This is a genomic window from Dokdonella sp., assembly GCF_017744955.1.
In the GTDB taxonomy this organism is placed as follows: domain Bacteria; phylum Pseudomonadota; class Gammaproteobacteria; order Xanthomonadales; family Rhodanobacteraceae; genus Dokdonella_A.
Window position 1 is genome coordinate 27,229 of record NZ_JAGIAG010000004.1, and the last position, 25,620, is coordinate 52,848.

18 protein-coding genes and 1 tRNA gene are annotated in these 25,620 nt (G+C 68.9%); 9 read left to right on the forward strand and 10 right to left on the reverse strand.

The window, feature by feature from the left end; all coding sequences use genetic code 11:
- Positions 1-96 precede the first annotated feature (96 nt).
- The 3 genes from J7520_RS10690 to J7520_RS10700 all read left to right on the forward strand — a co-directional run bounded on the left by J7520_RS10690 (position 97) and on the right by J7520_RS10700 (position 4,810).
- Positions 97-984: a carbon-nitrogen hydrolase gene (locus tag J7520_RS10690; RefSeq protein WP_291187875.1), complete on the forward strand. Its 888-nt coding sequence runs from the start codon at positions 97-99 to the stop codon at positions 982-984.
- Positions 981-2,228: a TraB/GumN family protein gene (locus J7520_RS10695; RefSeq protein ID WP_291187878.1), complete on the forward strand. Its 1,248-nt coding sequence runs from the start codon at positions 981-983 to the stop codon at positions 2,226-2,228. The genes J7520_RS10690 and J7520_RS10695 overlap by 4 nt, the downstream gene beginning before the upstream one ends.
- 71 nt (positions 2,229-2,299) lie before the next feature.
- Positions 2,300-4,810, forward strand: coding sequence for a DUF349 domain-containing protein (locus J7520_RS10700; RefSeq protein ID WP_291187881.1), 2,511 nt, complete (start codon positions 2,300-2,302; stop codon positions 4,808-4,810).
- Positions 4,811-4,850: 40 nt separating this feature from the next.
- On the opposite strand, the gene J7520_RS10705 is transcribed toward J7520_RS10700, so the two are convergent.
- From J7520_RS10705 to J7520_RS10715, 3 genes are read right to left on the reverse strand one after another with little or no spacing between them, the layout of a single operon-like run.
- Complete coding sequence (locus J7520_RS10705) at positions 4,851-7,970, reverse strand: efflux RND transporter permease subunit (RefSeq protein WP_291187884.1); 3,120 nt, start codon at positions 7,968-7,970, stop codon at positions 4,851-4,853.
- A complete protein-coding gene (locus J7520_RS10710) occupies positions 7,967-11,383 on the reverse strand; it encodes an efflux RND transporter permease subunit (protein WP_291187887.1) in 3,417 nt (1,138 codons plus the stop codon). The genes J7520_RS10705 and J7520_RS10710 overlap by 4 nt, the downstream gene beginning before the upstream one ends.
- Positions 11,380-12,609 (reverse strand): efflux RND transporter periplasmic adaptor subunit, encoded by a 1,230-nt coding sequence (locus J7520_RS10715; protein ID WP_291187890.1) that lies wholly within the window; start codon positions 12,607-12,609, stop codon positions 11,380-11,382. The genes J7520_RS10710 and J7520_RS10715 overlap by 4 nt, the downstream gene beginning before the upstream one ends.
- A gap of 382 nt (positions 12,610-12,991) precedes the next feature.
- On the opposite strand from J7520_RS10715, the gene J7520_RS10720 reads away from it, so the two are divergent.
- Together J7520_RS10720 and J7520_RS10725 are read left to right on the forward strand one after the other, a co-directional pair.
- Entirely contained in the window at positions 12,992-13,315 is a 324-nt protein-coding gene (locus tag J7520_RS10720; protein ID WP_291187893.1) for a cytochrome c, read from the forward strand.
- A gap of 29 nt (positions 13,316-13,344) precedes the next feature.
- The gene (locus J7520_RS10725) at positions 13,345-13,698 is read left to right on the forward strand and encodes a cytochrome c (protein ID WP_291187896.1); all 354 of its coding nucleotides are present in this window, start codon (positions 13,345-13,347) and stop codon (positions 13,696-13,698) included.
- 91 nt (positions 13,699-13,789) lie between these two features.
- Here the strand turns inward: J7520_RS10725 and J7520_RS10730 are convergent, their stop codons facing one another.
- Positions 13,790-14,392, reverse strand: a complete 603-nt coding sequence (locus J7520_RS10730) for an NfuA family Fe-S biogenesis protein (protein ID WP_291187899.1) — start codon at positions 14,390-14,392, stop codon at positions 13,790-13,792.
- A gap of 216 nt (positions 14,393-14,608) precedes the next feature.
- On the opposite strand from J7520_RS10730, the gene J7520_RS10735 reads away from it, so the two are divergent.
- A complete protein-coding gene (locus tag J7520_RS10735) occupies positions 14,609-14,956 on the forward strand; it encodes a 4a-hydroxytetrahydrobiopterin dehydratase (RefSeq protein WP_291187901.1) in 348 nt (115 codons plus the stop codon).
- Between the two features lie 68 nt (positions 14,957-15,024).
- On the opposite strand, the gene J7520_RS10740 is transcribed toward J7520_RS10735, so the two are convergent.
- Together J7520_RS10740 and J7520_RS10745 are read right to left on the reverse strand one after the other, a co-directional pair.
- Complete coding sequence (locus J7520_RS10740) at positions 15,025-15,753, reverse strand: HAD family hydrolase (RefSeq protein ID WP_291187903.1); 729 nt, start codon at positions 15,751-15,753, stop codon at positions 15,025-15,027.
- Positions 15,750-17,168, reverse strand: coding sequence for a PLP-dependent aminotransferase family protein (locus tag J7520_RS10745; protein ID WP_291187905.1), 1,419 nt, complete (start codon positions 17,166-17,168; stop codon positions 15,750-15,752). Before J7520_RS10745 ends, J7520_RS10740 begins: the two co-directional genes overlap by 4 nt.
- A gap of 97 nt (positions 17,169-17,265) precedes the next feature.
- On the opposite strand from J7520_RS10745, the gene J7520_RS10750 reads away from it, so the two are divergent.
- The gene (locus tag J7520_RS10750; protein ID WP_291187908.1) at positions 17,266-18,180 is read left to right on the forward strand and encodes a DMT family transporter; all 915 of its coding nucleotides are present in this window, start codon (positions 17,266-17,268) and stop codon (positions 18,178-18,180) included.
- On the opposite strand, the gene J7520_RS10755 is transcribed toward J7520_RS10750, so the two are convergent.
- Positions 18,125-19,090, reverse strand: a complete 966-nt coding sequence (locus tag J7520_RS10755) for an RluA family pseudouridine synthase (protein WP_291188552.1) — start codon at positions 19,088-19,090, stop codon at positions 18,125-18,127. The two genes, J7520_RS10750 and J7520_RS10755, sit on opposite strands and share 56 nt — an antisense overlap.
- Before the next feature lie 379 nt (positions 19,091-19,469).
- Between J7520_RS10755 and J7520_RS10760 the strand changes: the two genes are divergently transcribed.
- Complete coding sequence (locus J7520_RS10760) at positions 19,470-22,667, forward strand: Rne/Rng family ribonuclease (RefSeq protein WP_291188554.1); 3,198 nt, start codon at positions 19,470-19,472, stop codon at positions 22,665-22,667.
- 34 nt (positions 22,668-22,701) lie between these two features.
- Here J7520_RS10760 and J7520_RS10765 read toward each other — a convergent pair whose 3' ends face one another.
- The gene (locus J7520_RS10765; RefSeq protein ID WP_291187910.1) at positions 22,702-23,358 is read right to left on the reverse strand and encodes a response regulator; all 657 of its coding nucleotides are present in this window, start codon (positions 23,356-23,358) and stop codon (positions 22,702-22,704) included.
- Between the two features lie 193 nt (positions 23,359-23,551).
- Between J7520_RS10765 and J7520_RS10770 the strand changes: the two genes are divergently transcribed.
- Positions 23,552-23,641: transfer RNA gene (locus J7520_RS10770), tRNA-Ser, on the forward strand.
- A gap of 108 nt (positions 23,642-23,749) precedes the next feature.
- On the opposite strand, the gene J7520_RS10775 is transcribed toward J7520_RS10770, so the two are convergent.
- Complete coding sequence (locus J7520_RS10775) at positions 23,750-24,493, reverse strand: histidine phosphatase family protein (protein ID WP_291187912.1); 744 nt, start codon at positions 24,491-24,493, stop codon at positions 23,750-23,752.
- A gap of 93 nt (positions 24,494-24,586) precedes the next feature.
- The gene (locus tag J7520_RS10780; RefSeq protein ID WP_291187914.1) at positions 24,587-25,528 is read right to left on the reverse strand and encodes a DUF2268 domain-containing putative Zn-dependent protease; all 942 of its coding nucleotides are present in this window, start codon (positions 25,526-25,528) and stop codon (positions 24,587-24,589) included.
- Positions 25,529-25,620 lie beyond the last annotated feature (92 nt).

Sequence of the window (25,620 nt, forward strand, 5' to 3'; positions counted from 1 at the left end):
CCTACACCTGTCGTCGCCGGCCGGCAAGGCGGCCGCGGCGACCGCTGACACTGATCCGCGCTACCATCGCGAGTTCCCGCGATACCGTGAAAAGAAATGACTCAGAGAATCCTCAAGGCCGCCCTGCTGCAGGAGTCCGACCGCGGCGGCCGCGACGCCAATCTCGACGCGATCGAAGCCGGCCTGCGCGAAGCCGCGGCCGCCGGCGCCGAGCTGGTGCTGCTGCAGGAACTGCACAACGGACCGTATTTCTGCCAGCACGAGAGCGTCGAGGAATTCGACCGTGCCGAGGCGATCCCGGGACCGAGCACCGAGCGCCTCGGCGCGCTCGCCGAGGAGCTGAAGCTGGTCCTGGTCGCCTCGCTGTTCGAGCGCCGCGCGGCCGGGCTGTACCACAACACCGCGGTCGTGTTCGACCGCTCGCGCGCGATCGCCGGCACCTACCGCAAGATGCACATCCCGGACGATCCGGCGTTCTACGAGAAGTTCTACTTCACGCCCGGCGACCTCGGCTTCGAGCCGATCCGCACCTCGGTCGGCAAGCTCGGGCTGCTGGTCTGCTGGGACCAGTGGTACCCGGAAGGCGCGCGCCTGATGGCGCTGGCCGGCGCGGACGTGCTGCTCTATCCGACCGCGATCGGCTGGGATCCGGCCGACGCACAGGAAGAAAAGGACCGCCAGCGCGACGCCTGGATCACCGTGCAGCGCGGCCACGCGGTCGCCAACGGCCTGCCCCTGCTCGCCTGCAACCGGATCGGCTTCGAGGCCGCGCCCGACGGCGGCCGCGGCCTGCAGTTCTGGGGCTCCAGCTTCGTCGCCGGGCCGCAGGGCGAGTTCCTCGCGCAGGCCTCGACCGACCGCCGCGAACTGTTGCTCGTCGACATCGACCTCACCCGCAGCGAGAACGTGCGCCGCATCTGGCCGTTCCTGCGCGACCGCCGCATCGACGCCTACGCCGACCTGACCAAACGGTTCCGCGATTGAACACTTCCGTTGCCGCCGGCGCCGCGCCGGCTTCCGAACCCGCGTCCACGCCCGACGCGCTGGCCGAACAACCGATCGCCCGCGTCCGCCGCGGCGAGCTCGAATACGTCCTGCTCGGCACCGCGCACGTGTCGCGCGCCAGCGTCGACGCCGTGCACGCCCTGCTCGAGCGCGAGCCGTTCGACGCGGTCGCCGTCGAGCTGTGCGAGCCGCGCTACCAGTCGATCCGCGATCCGGAGGCGTTCCGCAAGCTCGACCTGTTCCAGGTGATCCGCCAGGGCAAGGCCGGGCTGATCGCCGCGAATCTCGCGCTGTCGGCGTTCCAGCGCCGCCTCGCCGAGCAGTTCGGCATCGAACCCGGCGCCGAGATGAAGGCGGCGATCGACGGCGCCGACGCGCGCGGCCTGCCGATCTGGCTGATCGACCGCGAGATCGGCACGACCCTGAAACGCGCTTACCACAGTGTCGGCCTGCTCGATCGCCTGTCGATCGTCGGCGGCCTGGGCGCCGGCCTGCTGACGCGCGAGGAAGTCAGCGAGGACGAAATCGAGAAGCTCAAGCAGGGCGACCTGCTCGGCAGCATGTTCAACGAGTTCGCGCGCGAGTCGCCGCCGCTGTACGACGCGCTGATCGGCGAACGCGACCGCTACATGACCGCGCGCCTGCGCCAGCACGCCTCGGAAAGCACCGCCAGGCGCGTGCTGGTGGTGATCGGCGCCGGCCATCTCGCTGGCATCGAGCGGGAGCTGACCGCGCAGAACGAAATTCCACAACCGCTGATCGAGAAACTCTCGCGCCTGCCGACGCCGTCGCGCTGGCCGAAGTGGCTGGCCGCGGCCGTCTTCGTGGCCATCGCCGGCGCGATCGGCTTCGCCTTCACGCGCGGCGCGCGCACCGGCATCGACGCCCTGCAGACCTGGATCGTGTTCAGCGGCGGCTTCGCCGCGCTCGGCGCGATCGTCGCCGCCGCGCATCCCCTCAGCGTGCTCACCGCCTTCATCGCGGCGCCGCTGAAACCGTTCCGGCCCGGCATTCCGGCATCGGCGTTCAGCGCCGGCGTCGAGGCCTGGCTGCGCAAGCCGCGCGTGGCCGACTTCGACAGCCTGCGCGACGACGTCGCGCATTGGAGCGGCTGGTGGAAGAACCGCATCGCGCGCACGCTGCTGAACTTCCTGTTCGTCACGCTCGGCACGATGATCGGCAGTTACGTCGCCGGTTTCCGCATCATCAAGAACCTGTTCTGAATACCTAGCGCGCGATCGACGCCGATCGCGAAAGTCAAAAGCGGCCATCGGGCTTCACTTTTCAACTTCTCATGAAACTACCCGCATTCCTCAGCAAACCGCGCTGGCAATCCAAGGACGCAGCGGTCCGCCGCGCCGCCGTGGCGCGCGACGGCGAACCCGAGCTGGTCGCCGACCTCGGCCGCCTCGCCCGCGAAGACGCCGATCCGGGCGTGCGCATCGCCGCGATGCAGCGCCTGGCCGATCCCGGCCTCGTGCAGGGCCTCGCCCGCGACGACGCCGACGCCGACGTGCGCCGGCAGGCGCGCGCGCTGTGGTTCGATCTGATGGCCGGCACGCACGCGGCCGCGCCCGAGCTGGCCGATCGGCTGCGTCTGCTGAAGGCACAGGACGACGCCGAGCTGATCGAGCATCTGGCGCGACGCTCGCGCGACGCCGAACTGCGGCTGGCCGCGCTCGAACGCAGTCAGCGCCCCGCCCTGCTGTTCGAGCGCGCGCTCGAAGACGCCGATGCCGGTGTGCGCGCCGCCGCGCTCGCGCGCATCGACGACGAGGCACAGCTGCTGCGCCTGGCCGAACGCGCGCGCAAGACCGACAAGCAGATCAACCGCCTGGCGCGCGAGCGCGTCGAAGCGCTGCGCATCGGGCGCGGCGACGACGCGACGCTGGAACAGCGCGCGCGTGCGCTGTGCGAACGACTCGAACAGCTCGTGCGCGAGCCGCAGACGGCGGCTGCCGAAGCCGAAATCGCCGCGAGCTGGGGTGAAATCGAGGCGCGTACGAGCACCGCTCTGCGTCAGCGTTACGACACCGCACGCAACCTGCTCGTCGCCAGCCGCAGCGAACGCGTCGCACCCGCGCCCGCGCCGCCGGCAGCGGTCGACGACACCGTGCTCGCCGACGCCGAGGCGACTCCCGATGTCGACGTCGAGGCGCCGGCGGAGCCCGCGCCCGATTCGGCCGCGGTCAACGCCTTGATCGCGCAGGCGCGCTTCACCGCCTCGCTCGACAGCGCGAACGCCGAGCGGCAGCAGCAGCGCGAACGCCAGCAGGCGCTGTTCGCGCGCATCGAAACGATGCTGGCGCCGCTCACCGCCGCGCTCGGCGCCGGCAAGAGCGCGCAGGCGCATGCGGCGAAGGTCGAGATCGACGCCTTGCGCCGCCAGGCCGAGGCGCCGCTGCCGCGCGCGCTGGCGACGCGCCTCGCCGACGCCGAACAGCGCTACGCCGAACTCAGCCGCTGGCAGCACTGGGCCGACAGCCAGCGTCGCCAGCAGCTGTGCGAGGAGATCGAAGCGCTGGCCATTGCCGGCCTGCATCCGGACGCGGTCGCCGCGCGCGTGCGCGACGCGCAGAACGAATGGAACCGCCTCGACGCGCTGGAAGGTCCCGAAGCCGCTCGCCACGGCGGGCTCGCGCGACGCTTCCATGCCGCCTGTCGCGGCGCGCTGGCCCCCGCGCGGGCGTATTTCAAGAAACGCCAGGAACTGCGCGAATCGCAGGCGCAGCGCATCGGCGAACTGCTCGAACGCGCTGCCGCGAGCGGCGGTGAAGGGGCCGAGGCGACGGCGGCGGTCGCCGCGCGCCGCGACGTCGTGGCCGCGCTGCGCGATCTCGACCGCGTCGAGCCGCGCGAGCGCAAGGCCTTGGCGGAGCGCCTGCGGAGCGCGCTCGCCATGCTCGACGCGCGCATCGCCGCGCACGACGATGACATCGCCGCCGCCAAGCAGGCACTGATCGGGCGCGCCGAAGCGCTGACCCAGCCGACCTTGCAGCGCGGCGCGGTCGCCGCCGCACGCGAGTTGCAGCAGCGCTGGCAAGCGATCGGCCACGGCCGCCGCGATCGCGACCAGGCGCAATGGAAATCCTTCCGCGCCGCGATCGACGCGGTCTTCGGCCGCCTCGACTCCGAGCGCGCCGAGCGCTCGGCGCGCGACGCCGAGGTGCGCGGCCAGGCCGAGACCGTGTGCGCCGAGCTCGAAGCGCTGGCGGCGGACGCGGCGAATGCGGATCGTGCCGCCGTCGCGCGGATCGACGCCTCGTGGAACGCGCTCGGTCGCGTCGACGAGGGGCTGGGCAAGCGCTTCGAAGCCGCGCGCGCGCAATTGCGCGAGGCCGCCGTGCGCCGCGAACGCGATGCGCGCCACGCCCGCTTCGCGCATTGGCTGGCACGCTACCGGCTCTGCCGCGAGGCCGAGCAGGCAGGCGCCGTGGCCGGCTCGCTGCGCGAACGATGGGAAGCGGCGAGATCGAGCGAGATCGCCGGCGCTGCGCTGGATACGCGCTTCGCACGCGCCGACGCCGGATCGGCACCGACGTCCGCCGACGACGGCGCCGCGCGCGACGTGCTGATCGAACTGGAGATGTTCGCCGGCATGGAATCGCCGGGCGACGACCGCGAACGCCGCCGCGTCCTGCAGGTGGAGCGCCTGTCTGCGCGCATGCGCGGCGGCGCGGCGACGCAGCCGGCGCAGGAACTGGCCGCGCTGCTGACACGCTGGAGCGAACTCGAAGCGGCCGACGCGGCGCTCGACCAGCGCCTCGAGCGCGCCCTCGCCGGCGCTATCGACACCTTGCCCTGATCTGCCGGAGCGCGTCCGTACGACGCGCTCCGTCTTTCGCTCAGGCGAGTTGCGGCCGCGCGCGCCGCACCCGTCCGGCGCGCGCATCGGCGATCACGCCGCGGACCCACAGGCGCGAGTCGTCGAGCAGCGAGTAGATGCACGGCAGCGCGAGCAGGGTGACGATGGTCGAGAAGGTCAGCCCGCCGGCGATCGCGCGCGCCATCGGGTAGTACGGCGGACCGTTGCTCCACGCCTGCGCGCCGGCGAAGGTCAGCGGCAGCATGCCGAGAATGGCGGTCGCCATCGTCATCAGCACCGGACGCAAGCGCTCCTTCGCGCCGAGCACCAGGGCTTCGGTGCGCAGATGCCCTTCGTGGCGCAGCTGGTTGATGTGCACGATCATCACGATGCCGTTGTTGACGACCACGCCCATCAGGATCAGCACGCCGATCGCGGCCATGATCGAGAACGTGGTGCCGGTCAGCCAGAACAGCCAGTACACGCCGAAGATCGAGAACACGAAGGTCATCAGGATCGCCGCCGGGAAGATCAGCGATTCGAACATCGCGCACATGACGACGTAGACGAGGATCAGCGCGATCAGCGTGTTGATCAGCATCTGCTTGCCGGCGTTCTCGTCGCGGTCGAAGCCCTCGCCGAAGCTCCAGCGATAGCCCGGCGGCAGCGCCAGCGAGTTCATCGCCTTGGTGATCTCCTCGCGCGCTTCCGGCATGGTCTTGCCGTCGGCCAGATTGGCGTTGATCTTCAGCGCGGTCATGCGATCGACGCGCTGGATCGCCGACGGCGTCTCGCGCGTGTCGGTGCGCAGCATCGAGAGAAGTGGGATCTGCGTGTCGTCCGGGGCGCGCAGCTTGAAGTCGGACAGGCCGGACAGGCTCTGCGTGTCGGACCCTTGGAAGCGCAGCCAGGTCGGCAGCTGCCGATCGCCGGCGTGGAAATCCTTCAGCGGCATGCCGCGCAGCGCGATCTGGATGTAGTTCGACACGGTCTGCGCGTCGAAACCGTACTGCTTGGCGCGCACGCGGTCGACCTGGGCGGCGACCTCGCGGTCGCCGTTGCCCTTCTCGGTACGCACGTCGCGCAGGCTCGACAGGTGCGACAGCACCGGCAGCACGCTTTCGCTGAGTTCCTTGAGCTGGTCCATCGAATCGCCGACCAGCGAGATGTCGACGCCACCGCTGGTGCCGCCCTGGAAGTCGAAGCCGATCTTGCCGACCGCGAGCTGCGGCAGGCCCTTGCGGATGTCCTCCTTGATCTCGGAGACGGGGCGCTGCTTCTTCACCTCGCGGCCGAGCATGCGATCGATCAGATTCTGCACGGTGCCGCCGGCAGCGTCGGTCAGCAGCACGCGCGTCTGCGCCTGGCCCTGTTCGCTGTACCAGGTGTAGACCGACTTGATCTCGAAGCGCTCGCGGTTCTGGTCGAGGAATTTCTCGACCTGCAGCACCGCCGGCTTCAGGTCCTGCAGGCGGTAGTTCGCATTGAGCTGGTACCACAGGCGCAGCTGGCGCGTCTCGCCGTCGTCGAACATGTTCGACTTGGTCTGCGTGATCGGCACGAAGCTGGCGACGACCAGCGCGAGCACGCCGGCGACGGTCCAGCGCCGATGGTGCAAGGTCCACTCGACGACGCGGCCGTAGCGCTCGCGCAGGCGCGAGATCGCGCTCTCGCGGCCGAGGAACTTCGGCGGCGGCAACTTCGAGGACAGCATCGGCACCAGGCTGACCGCGACCAGCCACGACGCCAGATGCGCGATCGACATCGCGATCGCGACCTGGGCCAGGAAGATCGAGATGTCGTTCGCCTCGCCGAAGATGTTCGGCAGGAACACGACGATGCTGGACAGCGTGCCGGCCGCGATCGCGATGCCGACCACCTGGGTGCCCTGCACCGCCGAGTACCACGGCCGGTCGGGATGTTTCTCGCGATATTGATAGATGCTCTCGACCACCACCACCGCGTTGTCGACCAACATGCCGACCGCGAGCAGCAGGCCCATCATCGACAGCACGTTGAGGCTGATGCCGAGGAAGTACATGCAGCCGAGCGTCATCACCATGCAGATCGGGATCGCCAGCGAGACCATCAGCGTCGACGGCCAGTCGCGCAGGAAGAAGAACAGCACCAGCACCGACAGCAAGGTGCCTTCGAGGCCGGCCTTGCCGAGTTCGCGCAGGGAACTGGTCACGCTGTCGGCCTGGTTCTCCATCGCGTAGACCTGCAAACCGCTGAGCTCCTTGGAGGACTGGATGCGCTCGACCTCGGCCATCACCTGGCGCCCGGTGTCGACCAGGTTCGCGTTGCGTTCGCGGAAGATGTCGACGCCGACCGCCGGCTTGCCGTCGAGCCGGCGCGCGAACTCGATCCGCGCCGGGCGCAGGCCGACCGTCGCGATGTCGCCGAGCTTGAGCCCCTTCGCGTCGAGCGGAATCGCGCGAATGTCGTCGAGGCTGGTCCACTGCCCTTGCGGCTGCACGCGGAAACGCGTGCCGGCGGCGTTGATCTGCCCCGCCGAGACGGCGAAGTTCGCCTTCTCGAGCTTCTGGTACAGGTCGTTGAGGTTGAGGTTGTGCGCGCTGAGCCGGTCCGACGACAGCTCGATCTGCACCTCGGGCTTGCCGATGCCCGAGATGTCGACGCGCGCGACGCCGGCGATGCGTTCCAGCGGGCGCTTGATCTCGCGCTCGATCAACTCGTAGGCGTTGGCGAGGTCGCCGCCGTCGTTGGCGATGCGCAGCTGCAGCATCGGGTCGTCGGTGGTGGAGAACTTCAGCACGTGATAGCGCTGCAGGTCCGACGGCAGGTCGGCGCGGATCGCGTCGATCTTCTCGCGCGCCTGCACCGCCTTGATCGCGACGTTCTCGCCCCACTTGAACTCCATGAAGATCTGCGCCGATTCGGCGTCGGAGGTCGAGCGCATGCGCTTGATCCCCGGCAGCGTCGCCAGCGCCTCCTCGACCGGGCGCGCGAGCGTGCGTTCGATCTCGGTCGGCGTCGAGCCCGGATACGGGATCTCGATGAACAGGAACGGCACGTCGATGCTCGGGAACTGTTCGAGCGGCAGCCGGAACGCGGCGATCAGGCCGACCGCGACCATCGACACGAAGAACATGATCGCGGTGACGGGACGCTTCAGGCTGAGCTCGGCGAGCGTCATGCGGGTTCTCCGGCCGCATCGGGCTCCGCCGCCTCGGCGATCTTGGCCCGGTGGCGCTCGCCTCTGGCGACGTACCATTGGTCGCCGCGGCGGTCGAGCAGGTCGTAGACGACCGGAATCACCACCAGCGTGAGCAAGGTCGACACGGCCAGGCCGCCGATCACGGTCAGCGCCATCGGCGCACGCACCTCGGCGCCTTCGCCGACGCCGATCGCCAGCGGCATGAAGCCGATCAGCGTGCACAGCGTCGTCATCACGATCGGGCGCAGGCGCGACTCCGCACCCTGCGCCAGCGCTTCGCGCTTGGGCACGCCGGCCTCGCGCAGCTGGTTCACGCGGTCGATCAGCACGATCGCGTTCTTCACGACGATGCCGACCAGCATGATCAGGCCGATGAAGACCACCACCGAGATCGCCGAGCCGCTGAGCTTGAGCGCGAGGATCGCGCCGACCGCGGCCAGCGGAATCGAGAACATGATGACGAACGGGTGCAGCAGCGATTCGAACTGCGAAGCCATCACCAGGTAGACCAGGAAGATCGCCAGACCCAGCGCGAACACCAGCGACTGCACCGAGGAATCCAGCTCCTCGCTCTGTCCGCCGATGCGCGTCTTGACGCCGGCCGCGAGCGGATGCGTCGCGACGATCTGCTGCACTTCGGCGACCGCGCTGGAAAGGTCGCCGTAGCGCAGGTTCGACGACACGATCGCGACGCGTTCCTGGCTGACGCGGTGGATCTCGCTCGGTCCTTCGCTGGCGATCACGTCGGCGACCGCGGACAGGCGGATCGGCGTGTCGTTGTTCGACTGCGCGTTTTCGCTGGCCTTGGCGCTGGAACCCGACGCTGCCGTCGACGAGGACGAGGAAGCGGAGCTCGCCGTGCCGCTGCTGCCGTTCGACGCGGCGCCCGCGGCCGGCACGTAGCCGATGACGAGATTGCGGATGTCGTCGACGCTGCCGCGATCGGAGGCGCGCGCGCGCACCAGCACGTCGATCTTGCGGTCGCGGAATTCGTAACGCGTGGCGACCTCGCCCTTGACCTTGCGCACGAGCCGGTCGGCGATGTCGCGCGTGGTCAGGCCGAGCGCCGCGGCGCGATCCTGGTCGAAGCGCACCTGGATTTCCGGATAACCGCCCTCGACGGTCGACTTGACGTCGGTGAAGCGCGGCGAGGCCTTCATCAACTCGGCCAGTCGCTGGCCGCCCTTCGCCAGCGCGTCGAGGTCGTAACCGCGAATTTCGATTTCCAGCGGCGCCGAGAAGCTGAACAGCTGCGGTCGCGCGAACTTCATGCTGGCGTCCGCGCGCGTCATGCCGGCGCGCAGGCGCTCGATCTCGGCCGCTTCGATCGCCTTGCTGCCGCCGTCCTTCAGCGCGATCGACAGGCGTGCGATGTTCTCGCCCGATTCGGTCGGATTGGCGTCGAGACGCGTGCCGGCGCCGGCGACGCCGTAGATCGAGGCGACGCCGGGATCCTTGGCGTGGCGCTCGGAAATCTGCGCGACCAGCTTGTCGGTCTCGGCCAGCGGCGTGCCGGGCGGCAAGGTCACGGTCATGTCGAAGCGACCCTGCGCGAGCTGCGGAATCAGATCGAGACCGAGCGTCGGCACCAGCGTCAGCGTCGCGGCCAGCGCGGCGGCGGAGAGGCCGAGCACGCGCCAGGGATGCTCGAGCGCCTTCGGCAGCGAGCGGTGATAGAACGCTGCGGCGCGGTCGTACGGCCAGATCACGAAGCGGCCGATGAAGCGCAGCACGCGCCCGAACACCAGCCCGCAAAAGCGCGCGACGATCGCGATCAGCAACGCGAACAGTCGCGGCACGGTGTGACCGAAGAATTCGCCGAGCGCGCGCGCGCCGAGCGCGAGCGCGCGCAGGACGCGGTTGTCCGGCAGTGGCCGCGGCGCTTTCGTCGGCTCCTCGCGATAGGCCAGCGGCGAGCGGCCCTTCAGCGAGGCCAGCATCGGGATCAGCGTCATCGACACCAGCAGCGACACCAGCATCGCGAAGGTGATCGTCAGTGCCTGGTCGCGGAACAGCTGGCCGGCGATGCCCTGCACGAACACCAGCGGGAAGAACACCGCGACCGTGGTCAGCGTGGACGCCGTCACCGCCATGCCGACTTCGGCCGTGCCGCGCACGGCAGCTTCGAGGATCGGCACGCCCTTCTCGCGCAGGCGCGCGATGTTCTCCAACACGACGATCGAGTCGTCGACCACCATGCCGGTGGCCAGCGCCAGTCCGCCCAGCGACATCACGTTGAGCGACAGGTGCAGCTGTCCCATGAAGAAGAACGTCGCGATCAGCGAGACCGGCAGCGACAGCGAAATGATGAACGTGCTCCACGAATCGCCGAGGAAGAAGAAGATGATCAGGATCGCCAGCACGCCGCCGAGCAGCGCGTCGAACTTGACTTCGCTCAGCGCGTGCTCGATGAAGATCGACTGGTCCTCGATCGTGGTCAGCGTGGTGCCACTCGGCAGCGTGTCCTGCAGCTTGGCCAGCTGCGCCTTGACCGCGGTGGCCACGCTGACCGTGTTGGCGTCGCCTTCCTTGTAGATCGCCAGCTCGATCGCCTCGCGGCCGTCGATGCGCACGATGCCTTCGCGCTCCTTGTAGCCCTGGCGCACCTCGGCGATGTCCTTCAGGCGGATCGGCACGTTGCCGTCGATCTTGATCAGCAGCTCGCGCATCTCGTCGAGCGTCTTGAACTGGTTGATCGTGCGCACGAGGAAGCGCTGGCTGGCCTCCTCGATGCGGCCGCCGGAGGCGTTGACGTTCTCGTTCTTCAGCCGGGTGATGACGTCGTTGATGTCGATGCCGAGCCGCGCCAGCTTCTGCTGGTCGATCGACACGTCGATCTCGTCCTCGAGGCCGCCGCCGACCTTGACCGCGGCGACGCCGACCACCGGCTCGATGCGCTTCTTGAGGTCGTCGTCGGCGAATCGGCGCAACTGCTTGAGCTGCGCCTCGGTCGCTTCGCCCTGCACGGTCAGGCCGAGGCGGATGATCGGATCGGTCGACGGATTGAAGCGCAGCAGCAGCGGCTTCTTCGCTTCCAGCGGCAGCTGCAGGGTGTCGAGCTTGTCGCGCACCTCGAGGCTGGCCATGTCCATGTCGGTGCCCCAGGCGAACTCGAGCACCACGTCGGACTGACCCGTGCGCGAGACCGAATGCACCTTGCGCACGTTCTTGACCACGCCGACGGCCTCCTCGACCGGCTGGCTGATCAGGTTCTCGATCTCCAGCGGCGCGGCGCCCTCGTACTCGGTGCGCACGGTCAACGTCGGGTACGACAGGTCCGGCAAGAGGTTGACCTTCAGGCCAACCAGTCCGATCAGGCCGAACAGCACCATCGTCAGCGTCAGCATGCCGATGGTGACGCGCCGGCGCGTGGCCAGCTCGGGCAGATTCATACGGCTTTTCCGGGCACGGCGTTGGAAGCGACGGCGGTCGGCTTGTTGGTCTCTTCGAGCACCTGCACCTCGGTGCCGTCGCGCACCGCGTTGCGGCCGATGGTGATGACGCGCTCGCCGTCCTTCAGGCCGTCGCGGATCTCGACGCGATCGCCCTCGACGTAGCCGGTCTTGACGATGCGGCGCTTGGCGACGAAGGCCGGCGTCGGCGGCAGGGCCTTCTCGGCCGCGACGGCTTCGCCGGGCTTGCCCTTCGTCGCGTCCGGCTTGTCGGTCTTCGCCTTCGGCGGCGCGGGCTCGATGATGAAGACCGAGCTTTCGCCGTCCTCCTCGACCAGCGCCGTGCGCGGCACGACGAGCGCGTCGTGGCGCTGGTCGTAGGCGACCTCGATGCGGCCGAACATGCCGGGCTTGAGCGCGCCGCTCTGGTCGCGGAACTGGCAGGTCGCGCGGAACGTGCCGCTCGCCGCGTCCACCACCGGCGCGATGCGCGCGATGGAGCCGGCGAAACTCTTGCCGCCGAGCGCGTCGACCCGGATCTGCACCGATTGGCCCGGCTTGAGCGTGTCCAGGTCGCGCTCGGGCACGTTCAGCACCGCTTCGAGCGGATCGAGGTCGACGATCTGGAACAGGTTCTGGTTGGTCTGCACCAGGTTGCCGACCTTGATCGAGCGCTTCGCGATCACGCCTGCGATCGGCGCGACGATGCGCGTGTAGGAAAGGTCGAGCTGCGCGCCGGCGACGACGGCCTTCTGCGTTTCCAGGTCGTACTTGTCGCGATCGTAGTCCGCGCGCGGCGTGATCTTCAGCGCCAATCCCTTCTCGGCCTTGTCGTAGGCGGCCTGCGCTTTCTTCAACGTCGCATCGGACTGCGCGAACTTGTTGCGCGCTTGGTCGTCGTCGAGCTGCGCCAGCAGCTGGCCCTTTTCGACGCGCTGGCCTTCCTCGACCAGGATCTTCAGCACGATGCCGGTGGTCTTCGCGACCACCTGGGCGTCGCCGACGGCTTCCAAGGTCGCCGTACCCGAGTAGTTCGCGGTGACGGACTGGTGATTGGCCGCAGCGACTTCGACCGGAATCGCGGTCTGCGCGTTCGCATTGGCGTCCTTGCCCGGACCCGCTCCGCCGCAGGCGGCGACGGAAATCGCGATGGCCGCGGCGAGCGCGGACCAGCGGGCACGGCGAGCCGCCCGTTCAAGGGAGCGTGGGTTGCGAGTCGTGAGCATCGGACGGAGTCCTGAGGGGAATTGATATGGTGTTATACTAAACTACATCACTATCTATGTGCAACTGCCGCAAGGAATGCGGGAAGCCGAGTGGTTCAAGGCGTGACGTTCACCGGATCGCCGATCTCCCGAGACACGATCCGCAGCCTCCAGGTTGCATGCTCAGCTTGAGCGTTTTCCCGCACGATCGCGTGAGCCGGTAGTCACGAGCACGCACACCACACTGGATGCCTGGAACGCCCAAAAGGTTGCGGCAATTTGTCGCTCGGTCGCGATGCGCGACACACTCGGCGAGGTTCGATCGAACCGCAGCGGTTCGAAATCCTGAACGACACGCTATACTCGCGAGGTTTACATCCGCGCGATCCATACCGGTACCGACATGATCCGAGCTTCCCTGCTGGCTTTTGCCTTGCTGACCCTTTCGCTCCCCTGCGCCGCCGCTGTCGAGAAAGGCGACGCCGACGCCGGCAAGATCAAGGTCTACACCTGCTCCGGCTGCCACGGCATCACCGGCTGGAAGAACGCCTACCCGAACTATCACGTGCCGAAGATCACCGGCCAGAACTACGACTATCTGGTGAACGCGCTGACCGAGTACAGGAAGGGCGAGCGCACGCATCCGACCATGCGCGCGCAGGCCGAGAGCCTGTCCGAGCAGGACATCCGCGACATCGCCACCTACCTCTCCAGCATCACGCCCTGAGTTCGGGCCGCAACGGGACAGTTCTCCACATGAAGCGCTTCTTCGCACCGCTGCTGATCACGACGTTCGTCTTCTCGACCGCCGCTTTCGCCGCCGAGCCGGACCTCGAAGCCGGCAAGGCCAAGGCGGTCGCGTGCCAGGCCTGCCACGGCGCCGACGGCAATGCCGGTACCGATCCGCAGTATCCGCGTCTCGCCGGCCAGTACCGCGACTATCTCGCGCGCGCCCTGCACGAGTACAAGAAGGGCGAGCGCAAGAACCCGATCATGGCCGGCTTCGTCGCGCCGCTGTCCGATCAGGACATCGAGAACCTCGCGGCGTACTTCGCCAGCCTGCCGGGCGGCAAGCTCGGCGATCTGCACGGGCACGTGCAGGGCGAGTAGGTTAAAAGCCGGGATTCGGGATTCGGAAAGGCTCGCAGACATGCGGGCCTTTTTCGTTTCAGCGCATTCGTCACCGGCTCGCGGCTGCGCCCTAGCCTCTCGCCGCCGCTTCGCGCCGCATGTACGGATTCGTGCCGCTGGCGTGATCGGTCGCGTCGGCGACGCCGGTGACCTCGGGGATGCGCTGCTTCAAGGTGCGTTCGACGCCGCCGCGCAAGGTCGCGTCGACCATGCCGCAGCCGTGGCAGCCGCCGCCGAACTGCAGCACCACCACGCCATCCGCCGTCACTTCTCGCAGCGACACGCGGCCGCCGTGCGAGGCGAGCTGCGGATTGATCTCCGACTCGATCACGTAGCGCACGCGCTCGACCACGCTGGCGTCCTCGCTCGGCACCGCGCCGCGCAATGCGGGCGCGCGGATCGTCAGCTGGCCGCCGGTGGTCGACTTGTCGTAGTCGATCGTCGCACCGTCGAGGAACGGAACGCTCTCGGCGTCGACGAACAACGAATAGCCCTCGCATTCCACTTCCCACTCGCTGCCGTCGCGATCGGACGGCTCGGAGAATTCGAGCTGGCAATCGCCGCGCGGCGTGCCGGCCTCGATCGCACGCAAGCGGATGCCGAGTCCCGGGAGCGCCTGCTGCTCGATCAGTTTGCGGAAGTGTTCCTGTGCGGTGGCGGAGAGCGAGATCATGAAAGACTCTGTGCTTGTTGGAGAGCGCGGCCGCATGGCCGCTCTTTGCAGGACGTCGACGTCCTCGGATATCCGGAAGGGCGCGGCCTGGGCGAACGCTCTTCCTGGGGCCAGAACGGCCGCGATCAATACAGGACCATTCTAGTCCTGGATTAGGCGCAGCGTCACCTCGGACTATACTTCGCCCATTCCGCCGACCCCGATGCGAGCCCCGCGATGACCGATTTCACTTCGCTACTCAGACAGCACTGCCGTCCGCGAAAAGGCAAGGAAGACGCGCTCTCGGCGACCGAAGTCGGCCTCGGCCTGGCCGAGCTGCCGGGCTGGCAGATCGACGCGAACGGCGGCGAGATCCGCAAGGAATTCCGCTTCGCCGACTATTTCCACACCATGGCCTTCGTCAACGCGGTCGCCTCGATCGCGCATCGCGAAGACCACCATCCCGACCTCGAAGTCCACTACAACCGCTGCCTGGTGCGCTACTCGACGCACGACGTCGGCGGGTTGTCGCTGAACGACCTGATCTGCGCGGCCAGGGTCGAGGATCTGCGCGTTCCTTCGTGAACGCGAAAACCTGAGCGAGAAGCGCGCGAAGGAACCGGGGCCGACCTGGAGACGCGTCTCTTCGCGACTCAGGCGGCCGCTTCGGTGTGTCCGGCCGCGTCGCAACGCGCGACCGCTTCGGGAATCGCGCTCGGCGCGTCGATCGTCAGCACGCGCGGATGCGCGCCGTCGACGCCGTGTTCCAGTTCGTGCGCCCAGGTCACGTGATACGGCATGTGGATGCCCCATCCGCCGAGTTCGATCACCGGTTCGACGTCCGAACGCAGGGAATTGCCGATCATCGCGAAACGCGCGGCGACCGTGTCGCATTCGGCGATCACGCGCGCGTAGCTGCGCGCGTCCTTTTCCGAGACGATCTCGATGCGCTCGAACAGGTCGCCGAGCCCGCTCTGCGCGACCTTGCGCTCTTGGTGGAACAGATCGCCCTTGGTGATCAGCACGATGCGATGCCGCGCCGCGACCGCCTCGACGGCGGCGCGGATGTCCGGCAGCAGCTCCACCGGATGCTCGAGGATGCTCTTGCCGAGCACGACGATGCGGTGGATGTCGCCGGCCGAGATCGCGCCGTTGGTCAGCTCGATCGCGGCCTCGACCATCGACAAGGTCATGCTCTTGGCGCCGTAGCCGAACAGCGCGAGGTTGCGCCGCTCGGCCGCGTGCAGACGGCTGCGCACCGAGGCGTCGCCGATGTCGATCCAGGCCGCCAGGATGCGCTCGAACTCGGCGCCCGCATGCTGGTAGTAGCCCTCGCTGTGCCACAGCGTGTCGTCGCCGTCGAAGCCGACCAGCTCGATCATTTCTCTTTCCTCAGTCGATCCGCCAGCGCACCGACTGCGCGCAGCGCCTGCTCTATTTTCGCATCCCAGAGCAGCCCGCAGCTCAGCCTCAAGTGGTGGCGGTACTCGTCGCGGTTGGAGAACAGATGTCCCGGCAGGGTGCCGATGCCTTGCGCGAGTGCCGCTTCGAACAGCGCCTGCGCGTCGACGCCGTCCGCCAGCTCCAGCCACAGCGCCATGCCGCCGACCGGCTCGGAGACGCGCGTGCCGGCCGGCCAATACCGCGCGACGACGTCGCGATAGCGCTGCGCGTTGGCGGCCAGTTCGCGGCGCAGGCGGCGCAGCGGCCGGTCGACGTCGTGATGCGCCAGATAGTCGGCGATCGCGAGTTGCGGCAGGCTCGCCGTGGCGACGCTGGAGAAGCACTTCGCGCGCAGCAGCTCGTCGGTCCAGCGCGAACCGAACGCCCAGCCGACGCGCAGGCCTGGCGCGAGCATCTTCGAGAACGAGCCGCAGGTGATCACGCCGCCCTGGCGATCGAACCGCCGCAACGGCGGCGGCCGCGTGCCGGAATACGCCAGTTCGCCGTACAGGTCGTCTTCGATCAGCACGACGCAGCGCGCCGCGCAGGCGGCGACGATCGCCTGCTTGCCGGCGTCGCCGGTCAGGCTGCCGACCGGATTGTTGAAGTTCGGCACCAGCACCGCGGCGCGCACTTCGTGGCGTGCGAGCAGGCCCTCGAGCTGCGCGACGTCGATGCCCGCCCCTGGGCGATTGGGGACTTCGACGACGCGCAAGCCGAGCGCGGCGACCGCCTGCAGCAGGCCGTAGTAGGTCGGCGTCTCCAGCAACACCACGTCGCCGGAGCGCGTGACGCTGCGCAAGGCGAGGCTGATCGCCTCCATCGCGCCGGCCGTCACCACGATCTCGTCCGGATCGACGTCGACGCCGCAATGCGCGTACCGACGCGCGATCTGCAGGCGCAGGCCCGGCTGCCCTTGTGGCATGGCGTAGCGCAGGGCCGCATCGCGATGGCGCCGCATCGTGCGCGCCACTGCGGCGGCGATGCCGGCGGCCGGCAGCAGTTCCAGCGACGGCGTCGCCGCGTGCAGCGGCAACAGGTCGGAGCGCGTCAGCACGTCGAGCACGTCGAGCAGCGCCGGATTGCGCATCGCACACGGCGCGCGCGGGGTTCGGCGCAATGCGGGCTCCGGCAAGTCCGGCGCCGCGCCGCGCACGTAGTAGCCGGAGCGCGGACGCGCCTCGACCAGACCTTCGCGCTCGAGCTGCACGTAGGCCTCGACCGCGGTGGCGAGGCTGACCTGCTGCTGCCGCCCGACCCGGCGCAACGAAGGCAGCCGTTCGCCGGCGCGCAGCACGCCGCGGCGGATCTGCCCGCGCAAGGATTCGGCGACACGTTCGTAGAGCAGGCTCATAGGCACATCTGTATCGGCATGCTTCGATGATAACTGCATCTGTATCGCTCAATCGGCCCGACCTACGCTGGCTCCCCCAGTCACTCGATGCACTCCGATGCCGACCGTCTCGCCCAGCGAAACCCGCACCGCCCTGCTCCAGCTCGTCGTCGCCGAGCTCCTGATCGGCTCGGTCGGCGTGTTCGCCCATGAAGGCCGCCAGGACCCGATCACGACCGTATTCTTCCGCTGCGCGTTCGGCAGCGTTTTCCTGATCGCCTGGGGTGTGTTGCGCGGGCACTTCCGCGGCCTCGCGCAGCAGCGCGAGCTGATCGGCGCGGCCGTGCTCAGCGGCGTGCTGCTGGTGCTGAACTGGGTCGCCCTGTTCGCCGGCATGGCGCGCTCGTCGATCGGCGTCGCGACGATGGTCTACCACTTCTTTCCGTTCGCGATGCTCGGGCTGGCCGCGCTGTTCCTCGGCGAACGCACGCATCCGGCCGACTTGGCCTGGACCGCCCTTGCCTTCGTCGGCGTCGGCCTGTCGGCCGATCCGTTCAAGCTGATCGGCAGCGCGGACGCGACGTACCTCGTCGGCATCGGCCTGACCTTCGTCGCGGCCGTCCTGTGCGGAGCGTCACTGCTGCTGTCGCGCCGGATCAGCCGCGAGCGACCGCTCGCCGTGGTGCTGATCCAGTGCCTCACCGGCGTGGCGATGCTGGCGCCGTTCGCCGACTACGCCGCGGCGGCGCACCTCGGGCCGCATTGGATCTGGCTGGCGGGCCTGGGGCTCGTGCACAGCGGCATCTGCTACGTGCTGTTCTACTCGGCCTATCCGAGCCTGTCGGTGGCGACGATCGCCGTGCTCGCCTTCATCTACCCGCTGGTCGCGCTGCTGCTCGACTTCGTCCTGTACGGGCACGTGCTGAAGCCGATCCAGCTGGTCGGCATCGTCCTGATCGTGCTCGGCACGCTCGGCGTCAACCTGAAATGGCGTCGAGCGCGGCCGCCAGCTCCGGCGCCAGCGGCGCGCTGAAGCTGTAGCTGCGCTCGCCCAGCGCGAACTCGAAGCGCGCAGCGTGAAGGAACAGCCGCTTCAAGCCCTTGTCGCGCATTTCTCGATTGAATTCGCGATCACCGTACTTCTCGTCGCCGGCCAGCGGATGGCCCAGGTGCTGGGCATGCACGCGGATCTGGTGGGTGCGTCCGGTCTCCAGCGCGACCTCGACCAGGCTGGCGCCGGGGTAGCGCTGCAGTTCGCTGAAGCGCGAGCGCGACTCCTTGCCGTCCGGGTCGACGCGGACCATGCGCTCACCGCCCTGCAGCACCGACTTCTTCAGCGGCGCATCGACGGTGAGGCGCGCTTTCGGCAAGGCTCCCTCGATCAGGGCCAGGTAGCGCTTCTCGACCCTCCCCTCGCGGATCGCCGCCTGCAGCGCGGTCAGCGCCGAGCGCTTGCGCGTCAGCACCAGCACGCCGCTGGTGTCGCGGTCGAGCCGGTGCGCCAGCTCCAGCGTGTCGCGCGGCCGTGCCGCACGCAGTAGTTCGATCGCGCCGAAACTGACCCCGCTGCCGCCGTGGCTGGCCACCCCGGCCGGCTTGTCGATGACCAGGAACTCGCGGTCCTCATGGATGATCGACGCCTCGACGCGGCTCATCTGCCGCTCAGGCGGCGGTGCCGCCTCGCCGCGCTCGGCGACGCGCACCGGCGGGATGCGCACCTGGTCGCCGACCGCCAGGCGCCGGTCCGGTTTGGCGCGGCCGCCGTTCACGCGCACCTCGCCGCTGCGGCAGATGCGGTAGATCAGGCTCTTCGGCACGCCTTTCAGCCGCGAGGCCAGGAAATTGTCCAGGCGCTGGCCGTCGCGATCCTCGGGCACGGCGACGAGTTGCGCGCGCGGGCCTGCGCCTGCGTCGCGATTTGTCGCCGAAGTCTGTGTCTTCATTGAAAAAAACGTCCTGGAACTGATATGCTGCAAGTGCGTGTCGCGCCGTTCCCTGCCCCCATCCGCGGGAGTACGGAACAGCCATTGACGCACCCATCCATTGCGTCCTTTCGCACTCTGCGCCCGCGGTGACTCCATCGGAGCGCGGCGCCGGGGCGAACGGCCATCGTAATGGGTCGGGTCGCGGATTGCTCGCCGTCGGAACGACGGCGCGGGTCCGCGGATGCGCGCAACCCCATGTACGCCGGTGCGCGGAAGCACCGGTTTCAAGGCGCACCTGCCGCCGTCGGCCCGCGAAATGCGGGCATCGCGCAGCGCGACAACGCGCAGCACCGACGACAGTCGAGCGCCCCCACAGGAAAAAACGACAATGAAACGCATGTTGATCAACGCGACTCAGCGGGAGGAGTTGCGCGTCGCGATCGTGGACGGACAGAACCTTTACGACCTCGACATCGAGATCCCGTCCAAGGAACAGAAAAAAGCCAACATCTACAAAGCCCGCATCACCCGCGTCGAACCCTCCCTCGAAGCCTGCTTCGTCGACTACGGCGCCGACCGTCACGGCTTCCTGCCGCTGAAGGAAATCTCCGACCAGTACTTCACCCCGGGCCTGAACCCGAACAAGGCCGGCATCCGCGAGCTGCTCAAGGAAGGCCAGGAACTGGTCGTCCAGGTCGAGAAAGAGGAACGCGGCAACAAGGGCGCCGCACTGACCACCTTCATCAGCCTCGCCGGCCGCTACATGGTGCTGATGCCGAACAACCCGAAGGCCGGCGGCGTCTCGCGCCGGATCGAGGGCGAGGACCGCGCCAACATCAAGGAAGCGCTGGACCACCTGAACGTGCCCGACGACATGGGCCTGATCGTGCGCACCGCCGGCCTCGGCCGCGACGCCGAAGAACTGCAGTGGGACCTCGACTACCTGCTGCAATTGTGGAAGGCGATTTCCGAAGCCGCGCAGTCGCGCGCCGCTCCGTTCCTGATCTACCAGGAATCCAAGCTCATCATCCGCGCCCTGCGCGACTACCTGCGCAACGACATCGGCGAGATCCTCATCGACCACGAGGAGCTCTACCAGGACGCGCGCGAATTCGTGCAGCAGGTGATGCCGAACAACCTGCGCAAGCTCAAGCTGTACCAGGACACCACGCCGCTGTTCTCGCGCTTCCAGATCGAGACGCAGATCGAGAACGCCTTCGAGCGCAGCGTGCGCCTGCCCTCCGGCGGCTCGATCGTGATCGACCAGACCGAAGCGCTGACCGCCATCGACATCAACTCGTCGAAGGCGACCAAGGGCAGCGACATCGAGGAAACCGCGTTCAACACGAACTGCGAAGCCGCGGTCGAGATCGCGCGCCAGCTGCGCATCCGCGACGCCGGCGGCCTGATCGTGATCGACTTCATCGACATGGATTCCCCGCGCCACCAGCGCGACGTCGAGGAAAAGCTCAAGGAAGCGCTCAAGCTCGACCGTGCCCGCGTGCAGGTCGGCCGCATCTCGCGCTTCGGCCTGCTGGAAATGTCGCGTCAGCGCCTGCGCCCGAGCCTCGGCGAATCGACCCAGATCGTCTGCCCGCGCTGCGAAGGCCACGGCCGCATCCGCGGCGTCGAATCGCTGGCGCTGTCGGCGCTGCGCCTGGTCGAGGAGCACGCGATGAAGGACAGCACCGGCCAGGTGCTGGTGCAGGCGCCGCCGAGCGTGGCGAACTTCCTGCTCAACGAGAAGCGTCGCCAGCTCAACGAGATCGAGGCGCGCCACGACGTCAACGTCATCGTCGTCGCCGACGAGCAGCTGGAAACGCCGCACCTGGAAATCCAGCGCCTACGCGCGGCCGACATCGGCGAGGAAGTGAAGCCGAGCTACCAGCGCACCACCCCGGTCGCGCCGAAGCCGCTGCCGACGATGCTGCGCCCGAGCGAGGAGCCCGAACAGCCGGCGGTCGCCGGCGTGGTCCGCGCGACGCCGGCACCGGAACGTCCGGAACCGGTCGCGCCCGCGCCGATCGCCGCACCGGCGCCGACACCGGCCGCCGCACCGAGCGGCGGCTTGCTCGCGCGCTTCGTCGGCTGGTTCCGCGGCGGCAACGCCGCCCCCGCTCCGACGGCGACGACGCCGGCTCCGGCCGCACGGCCGCAGCAGCCGGCGCGCCCCGCCCAGCCGGCGCGTCAGCCCGGCAATCGTCCGGGCCAGCAGCAGCCACAGCAGCGGCGCCAGGAGAACCGTCGCGACGGCCGTTCCGGCGTCGACCAGCCGCGTGATCAGCAGCGCAACGACCAGCGCGGCGGTCAAGGCCAGAAACAGGGGCAGCAACAGCGCGGCAACCGGCGCGACGAGCGCGGCCCTGGCCGCAATACCGGCGAGCAGCCGGTCGTGTCCGAGCTGCGCACGCAGACGCCACCGCCGCCTTCGCGCCAGACCGAAGCGCAGCCGAAGCCGGCGAATCCGGCCGTAGCGCCCGCCACGGCTGCCCCGATCGCCACGCCGCCCCAGACTCCCGCGACGCAGACCGCCGCGAATGCCGAGCCCAAGCCTGCCGGCGAGCGCGACGAGATGCGTTCGCGTCGCCGCGGCCGTCGCGGCGGCCGTCGCCGTCGCAAGGACGGTGTCGCCGATATCGGTTCGGCCGAAGGCCAGATCGATCAGACCCAGGCGGACTTCGACGACGAGGACGACCTGCCGTCGACCGGCGCCACCGAGCGCGCGTCCGCGCCGGCGACGGCACCGAACGCCAAGGAACAGACCGCTCCGGCCAAGGAACCCGAGAAGCGGATCGCGGCCAGCGCCGAAGCGAGCCCGGTGACCGCCACCGCGGCGCCGAGTCCGGCTCCGGCCACGACGCCGTCACCGGCCGCGGCAGCTCCCGCGACGCCGAGTGTGGCCGCGTCGACGCCTGCGCCGACACCGGCCACGGCTCCGGCAACGCCGCGCCCGGCCGCGCCGGCTCCTGCCGCTCCTGCCGCTCCTGCCGCTGCGACGACGCCGGCCACCGGCGCGGCGATCTCGCCGCCGCCGTCGACCGTGCAGGCCGCCGTTCGCGCCGCGATCCAGTCGATTCCGGCGACGCCGGCCCCCGCGGCACCGGCGAGCGCGCCGACGCCGCGTCCGGCGCCCGGTTCGTCGGCGAACGCTCCGGCCGCGCCTTCGGCAGCCGCCGCTGCCGCCGCAGTGACGACGACGTCGAGCGAGCGCGCCGTGTCCGCACCGACCGCTGCGCCGGCGAGTCCGGAACGCACCGCGAAGACCGAGCCGGAAGCGCCGCGCGACACCGCGAACCGCGGTCAGCAGACGCTCGAACTGCCGCTGTCGCGGCCGGCCGTGACTCCGATTTCGACGGCGGCTCCGGCGTCGACTCCCGATGTCGCCAAGCGCGACGAACCGGCGGCGAAGCCTGTTCCCGCGCCGACGCCGGCCGAGTCGAAGCCGGTGGCTCCGGTCGAGCCGAAGCCGACGGCATACGTCGATCCGAAACCCACGGCCTCGCCCGAACCGAAGCCCGCGGCTCCCGTCGAGCCGAAGCCCACCGCTTCCGCCGAACCGAAGCCGTCCGCCCCGGACGAACCGAAAGCGGACTGACCGCATCGGGCCGCGCGCGATCCGCGCGGCCCGATCAGCCCGTCAGGGCACGTGCACGGTTGTCGAGCAGGCCGTGCATGTGCACCAGGTGCGCCAGCTCCACCGCGTTGTCGATGCTGAGCTTGTCGAACAGCCGGTACTTGTAGGTGGCGACGGTTTTCGCGCTCAGCTTGAGCAGACCCGCGATGTGCTGCATGTCCTGGCCTTGCGCCAGCATCAGCGCGACGTCGAGTTCGCGCGCGGACAGCGCGTCGAACGGCGATGCGGTGACGCCGTCGAGCGCTCCCAGCGCGATCGCTTCGGCGACGTCCGGCGACAGGTAGCGGCGACCGTCGGCGACCTGGCGCACGGCACGCACGAGTTCGTCGGCGGCGCAGCCCTTGGTCAGATAGCCGCTGGCGCCCGCCTCCACCAATCGCTTCGGAAACGGCGCCTCGTTGACGACGGTCAGGATCACGATGCGCGTGCGCAGCTTGCTGCGCCGCACCCGATCGGTCAATTCGATGCCGCTCAGATGCGGCATGTGCACGTCGACGATGGCGACGTCCGGTTTCGTGCGGCGAATCAGTTCCAGTCCCTTTTCGCCATCGGCCGCTTCCCCGATGACTTCGATTCCCGGCTGCCCCGCGAGGATCATGCGGAAACCGGTACGCACCAGCTCGTGGTCGTCGACCAGCACGACTTTGATCATCTTCCCTTCCCTAGTTGGCCCCAACTTTTCAATCTGCGCTTAAAACGCAGCGCAGACAAGCAAACCGGTCTGCGAACGGCGCCGGACTCTGTAGTAAAGTTGCCGGCTGCAAACCGGCCGGATCGATCCCGAAGTCGCCGCGCTTCGCGAAGAGAGACCGTGCCGGGCCTGCAATCGATCCCATCCAGATCCCGGAAGCGTGGCCGAGCGGTTTAAGGCACCGGTCTTGAAAACCGGCGTGGCAGCAATGCCACCGTGAGTTCGAATCTCACCGCTTCCGCCACTGCTGCACCGACGCGCGTCGGATTCGCGCGCATTCTGTTCTCGCTCGCCGTCGCGCGATAGCCGCCGGCGCGGCTACGCCACCGGCGACGAATCCGTGCCGCCGCTTTCAGGCCCCCGCCACTCCGGACTTCGGCGCCGTCTCGAGCGGCGGCGCCGCGAGACTGCGGTCGGCATCGCCGCTGGCGCCGGTGCGCAGGTTCGCCGGGATGTGTCCGACGTCGCCGACCGCGATCACCTTGAAGCGGCCGTCCGCCTCGACGCGAATGCGCGTGAGGCTCGCATGGCCGACCGACATTTCCAGCCACGCTGCGGTGTCCACGCCGAGCGCGCGCGTGACGAGATAGCGGATGACGTTGCCGTGGCAGACGAACAGGTCGGTGTGCGTTGCGCCCTGCGCCGGACGGAAATACGTCGCGAACACGCGATCCAGGCGCGCCTTGCAGGCGGCCGCGTCCTCGGGCTTCTCCTTCGCCATGACTTCGGCGCGACGCGTCGGCGGCGTGCATTCGGCGAGATCGTCGACCACCTCGAACGCACGCCCCGGAAATTCCGCGCCGATCGCCGCCGCCGTGTCGCGCGCACGCTGCATCGGGCTGACGTGCAATCCGTCCAGTCGCGACAGCTCGCCGTGCAGGCGCGCGCCGGCGAGCCGCGCCTGCGCCACACCGATCGGCGACAGCGGCGGGCCGATCTTCTCGTCGACGGACGTATCCGGCGTGTAGTTGCCGTGGCGCACGAGCACGATCTCGCGCGCGGCCGGAGCGGACGACGGCGTGTCCGCCGCCGCGGCGACGGCGGACACGAACGGAAGCAGCGCGAGGGAAAGCGCGAACCGAAGCGAACGGATCATCGGACATCTCCGAGCGGAAGCCTGCGCCGACCTTCCCGCATCCGATCCGCGCGGGTCAAGCGACGAAAGGCACTCCCGCTCGATGCGATCGCTTCACGGCAACGACATGCTGGGCGACCAGCCGCTGGCCGCGAGGAAGGCCTTGGCGTCGGTCATCTCGAGGATCTCGCGCAGCGCCCGCTGCTTGTCGTCGGCGTGCCGGTAGTACGACTTGGCGATGCGATAGCCGACCCAGTAGCCGAGATCGCCGGGCTTGGTGAGGGTGCCGTTGTAGAGCCAGTCGGAAAGGTCGGTCTTGTCCTGATCGACGAGGAAGGCGGTTTCGAGCGCTTTCTCGCGCCCCTTCGCCATCGCCGGCAAGCCGACGTAGGCGACGCTGCCGGACACCAGTTCCGCCACGAACTCGGCCGATCCTTCCAGCAGCGACGCTTCCAGCACCGTGTACTTCGGTGCGTCGACCAGCGCCGCCGCCTTGCGCGCCTGCTGCACGTGCGCGTACTCGTGCGCCATCACGTGCACGAAGCGGTCTTCCAGGTTGGCCTCGAGGTACTGCACGCCGCACAGCGCTTCCAGTCCGACGATCACGCCTTGCGCATCGGTCACCGCGACCGGCTTGCCGCGGCTGACCGCGACCGTCGACGGGGCGGATTCGATCGTCGGGTAAAGGCGCTTCAATTCGGCCAAGGCGAGCGCCAGCCGCTCGCGCACGCGCGGCAGCACGTCCATGCAGCGCTTGGCGTCGACGTAGACCTCGGACCGCGCGTCGAGCGACTTCGCGATGGCCTCGCCGGTGACCTTGCGGATCTTCGCGAGGTGATGCAGTCCTTCCGAGCCCGCGTCCAGATAGTCGCGCTGCAATTGTTCCGCGCTCGGACGGCCGTGCGTGGCGTCGTACAGGCGATAGAAACGGTAGACGTCTTCGACGTGGATCGGCGGACCTGCGGCAGGGTTCTGCTCGGCGGGAGCCGCCGACGTCGTGACGGAAATCGAACCGATCAAGGCGCCGAGAGTCAGCGCGATGAGGCTTTGCTTCATGGAATTTCCCTGTAGGTGAAGCGCGCGCCGGAGGAAGTGAATCGGCGCGCTGAATCCGTAGCGCTTCGTCGCCTCTTTCCCGACCGAAACTA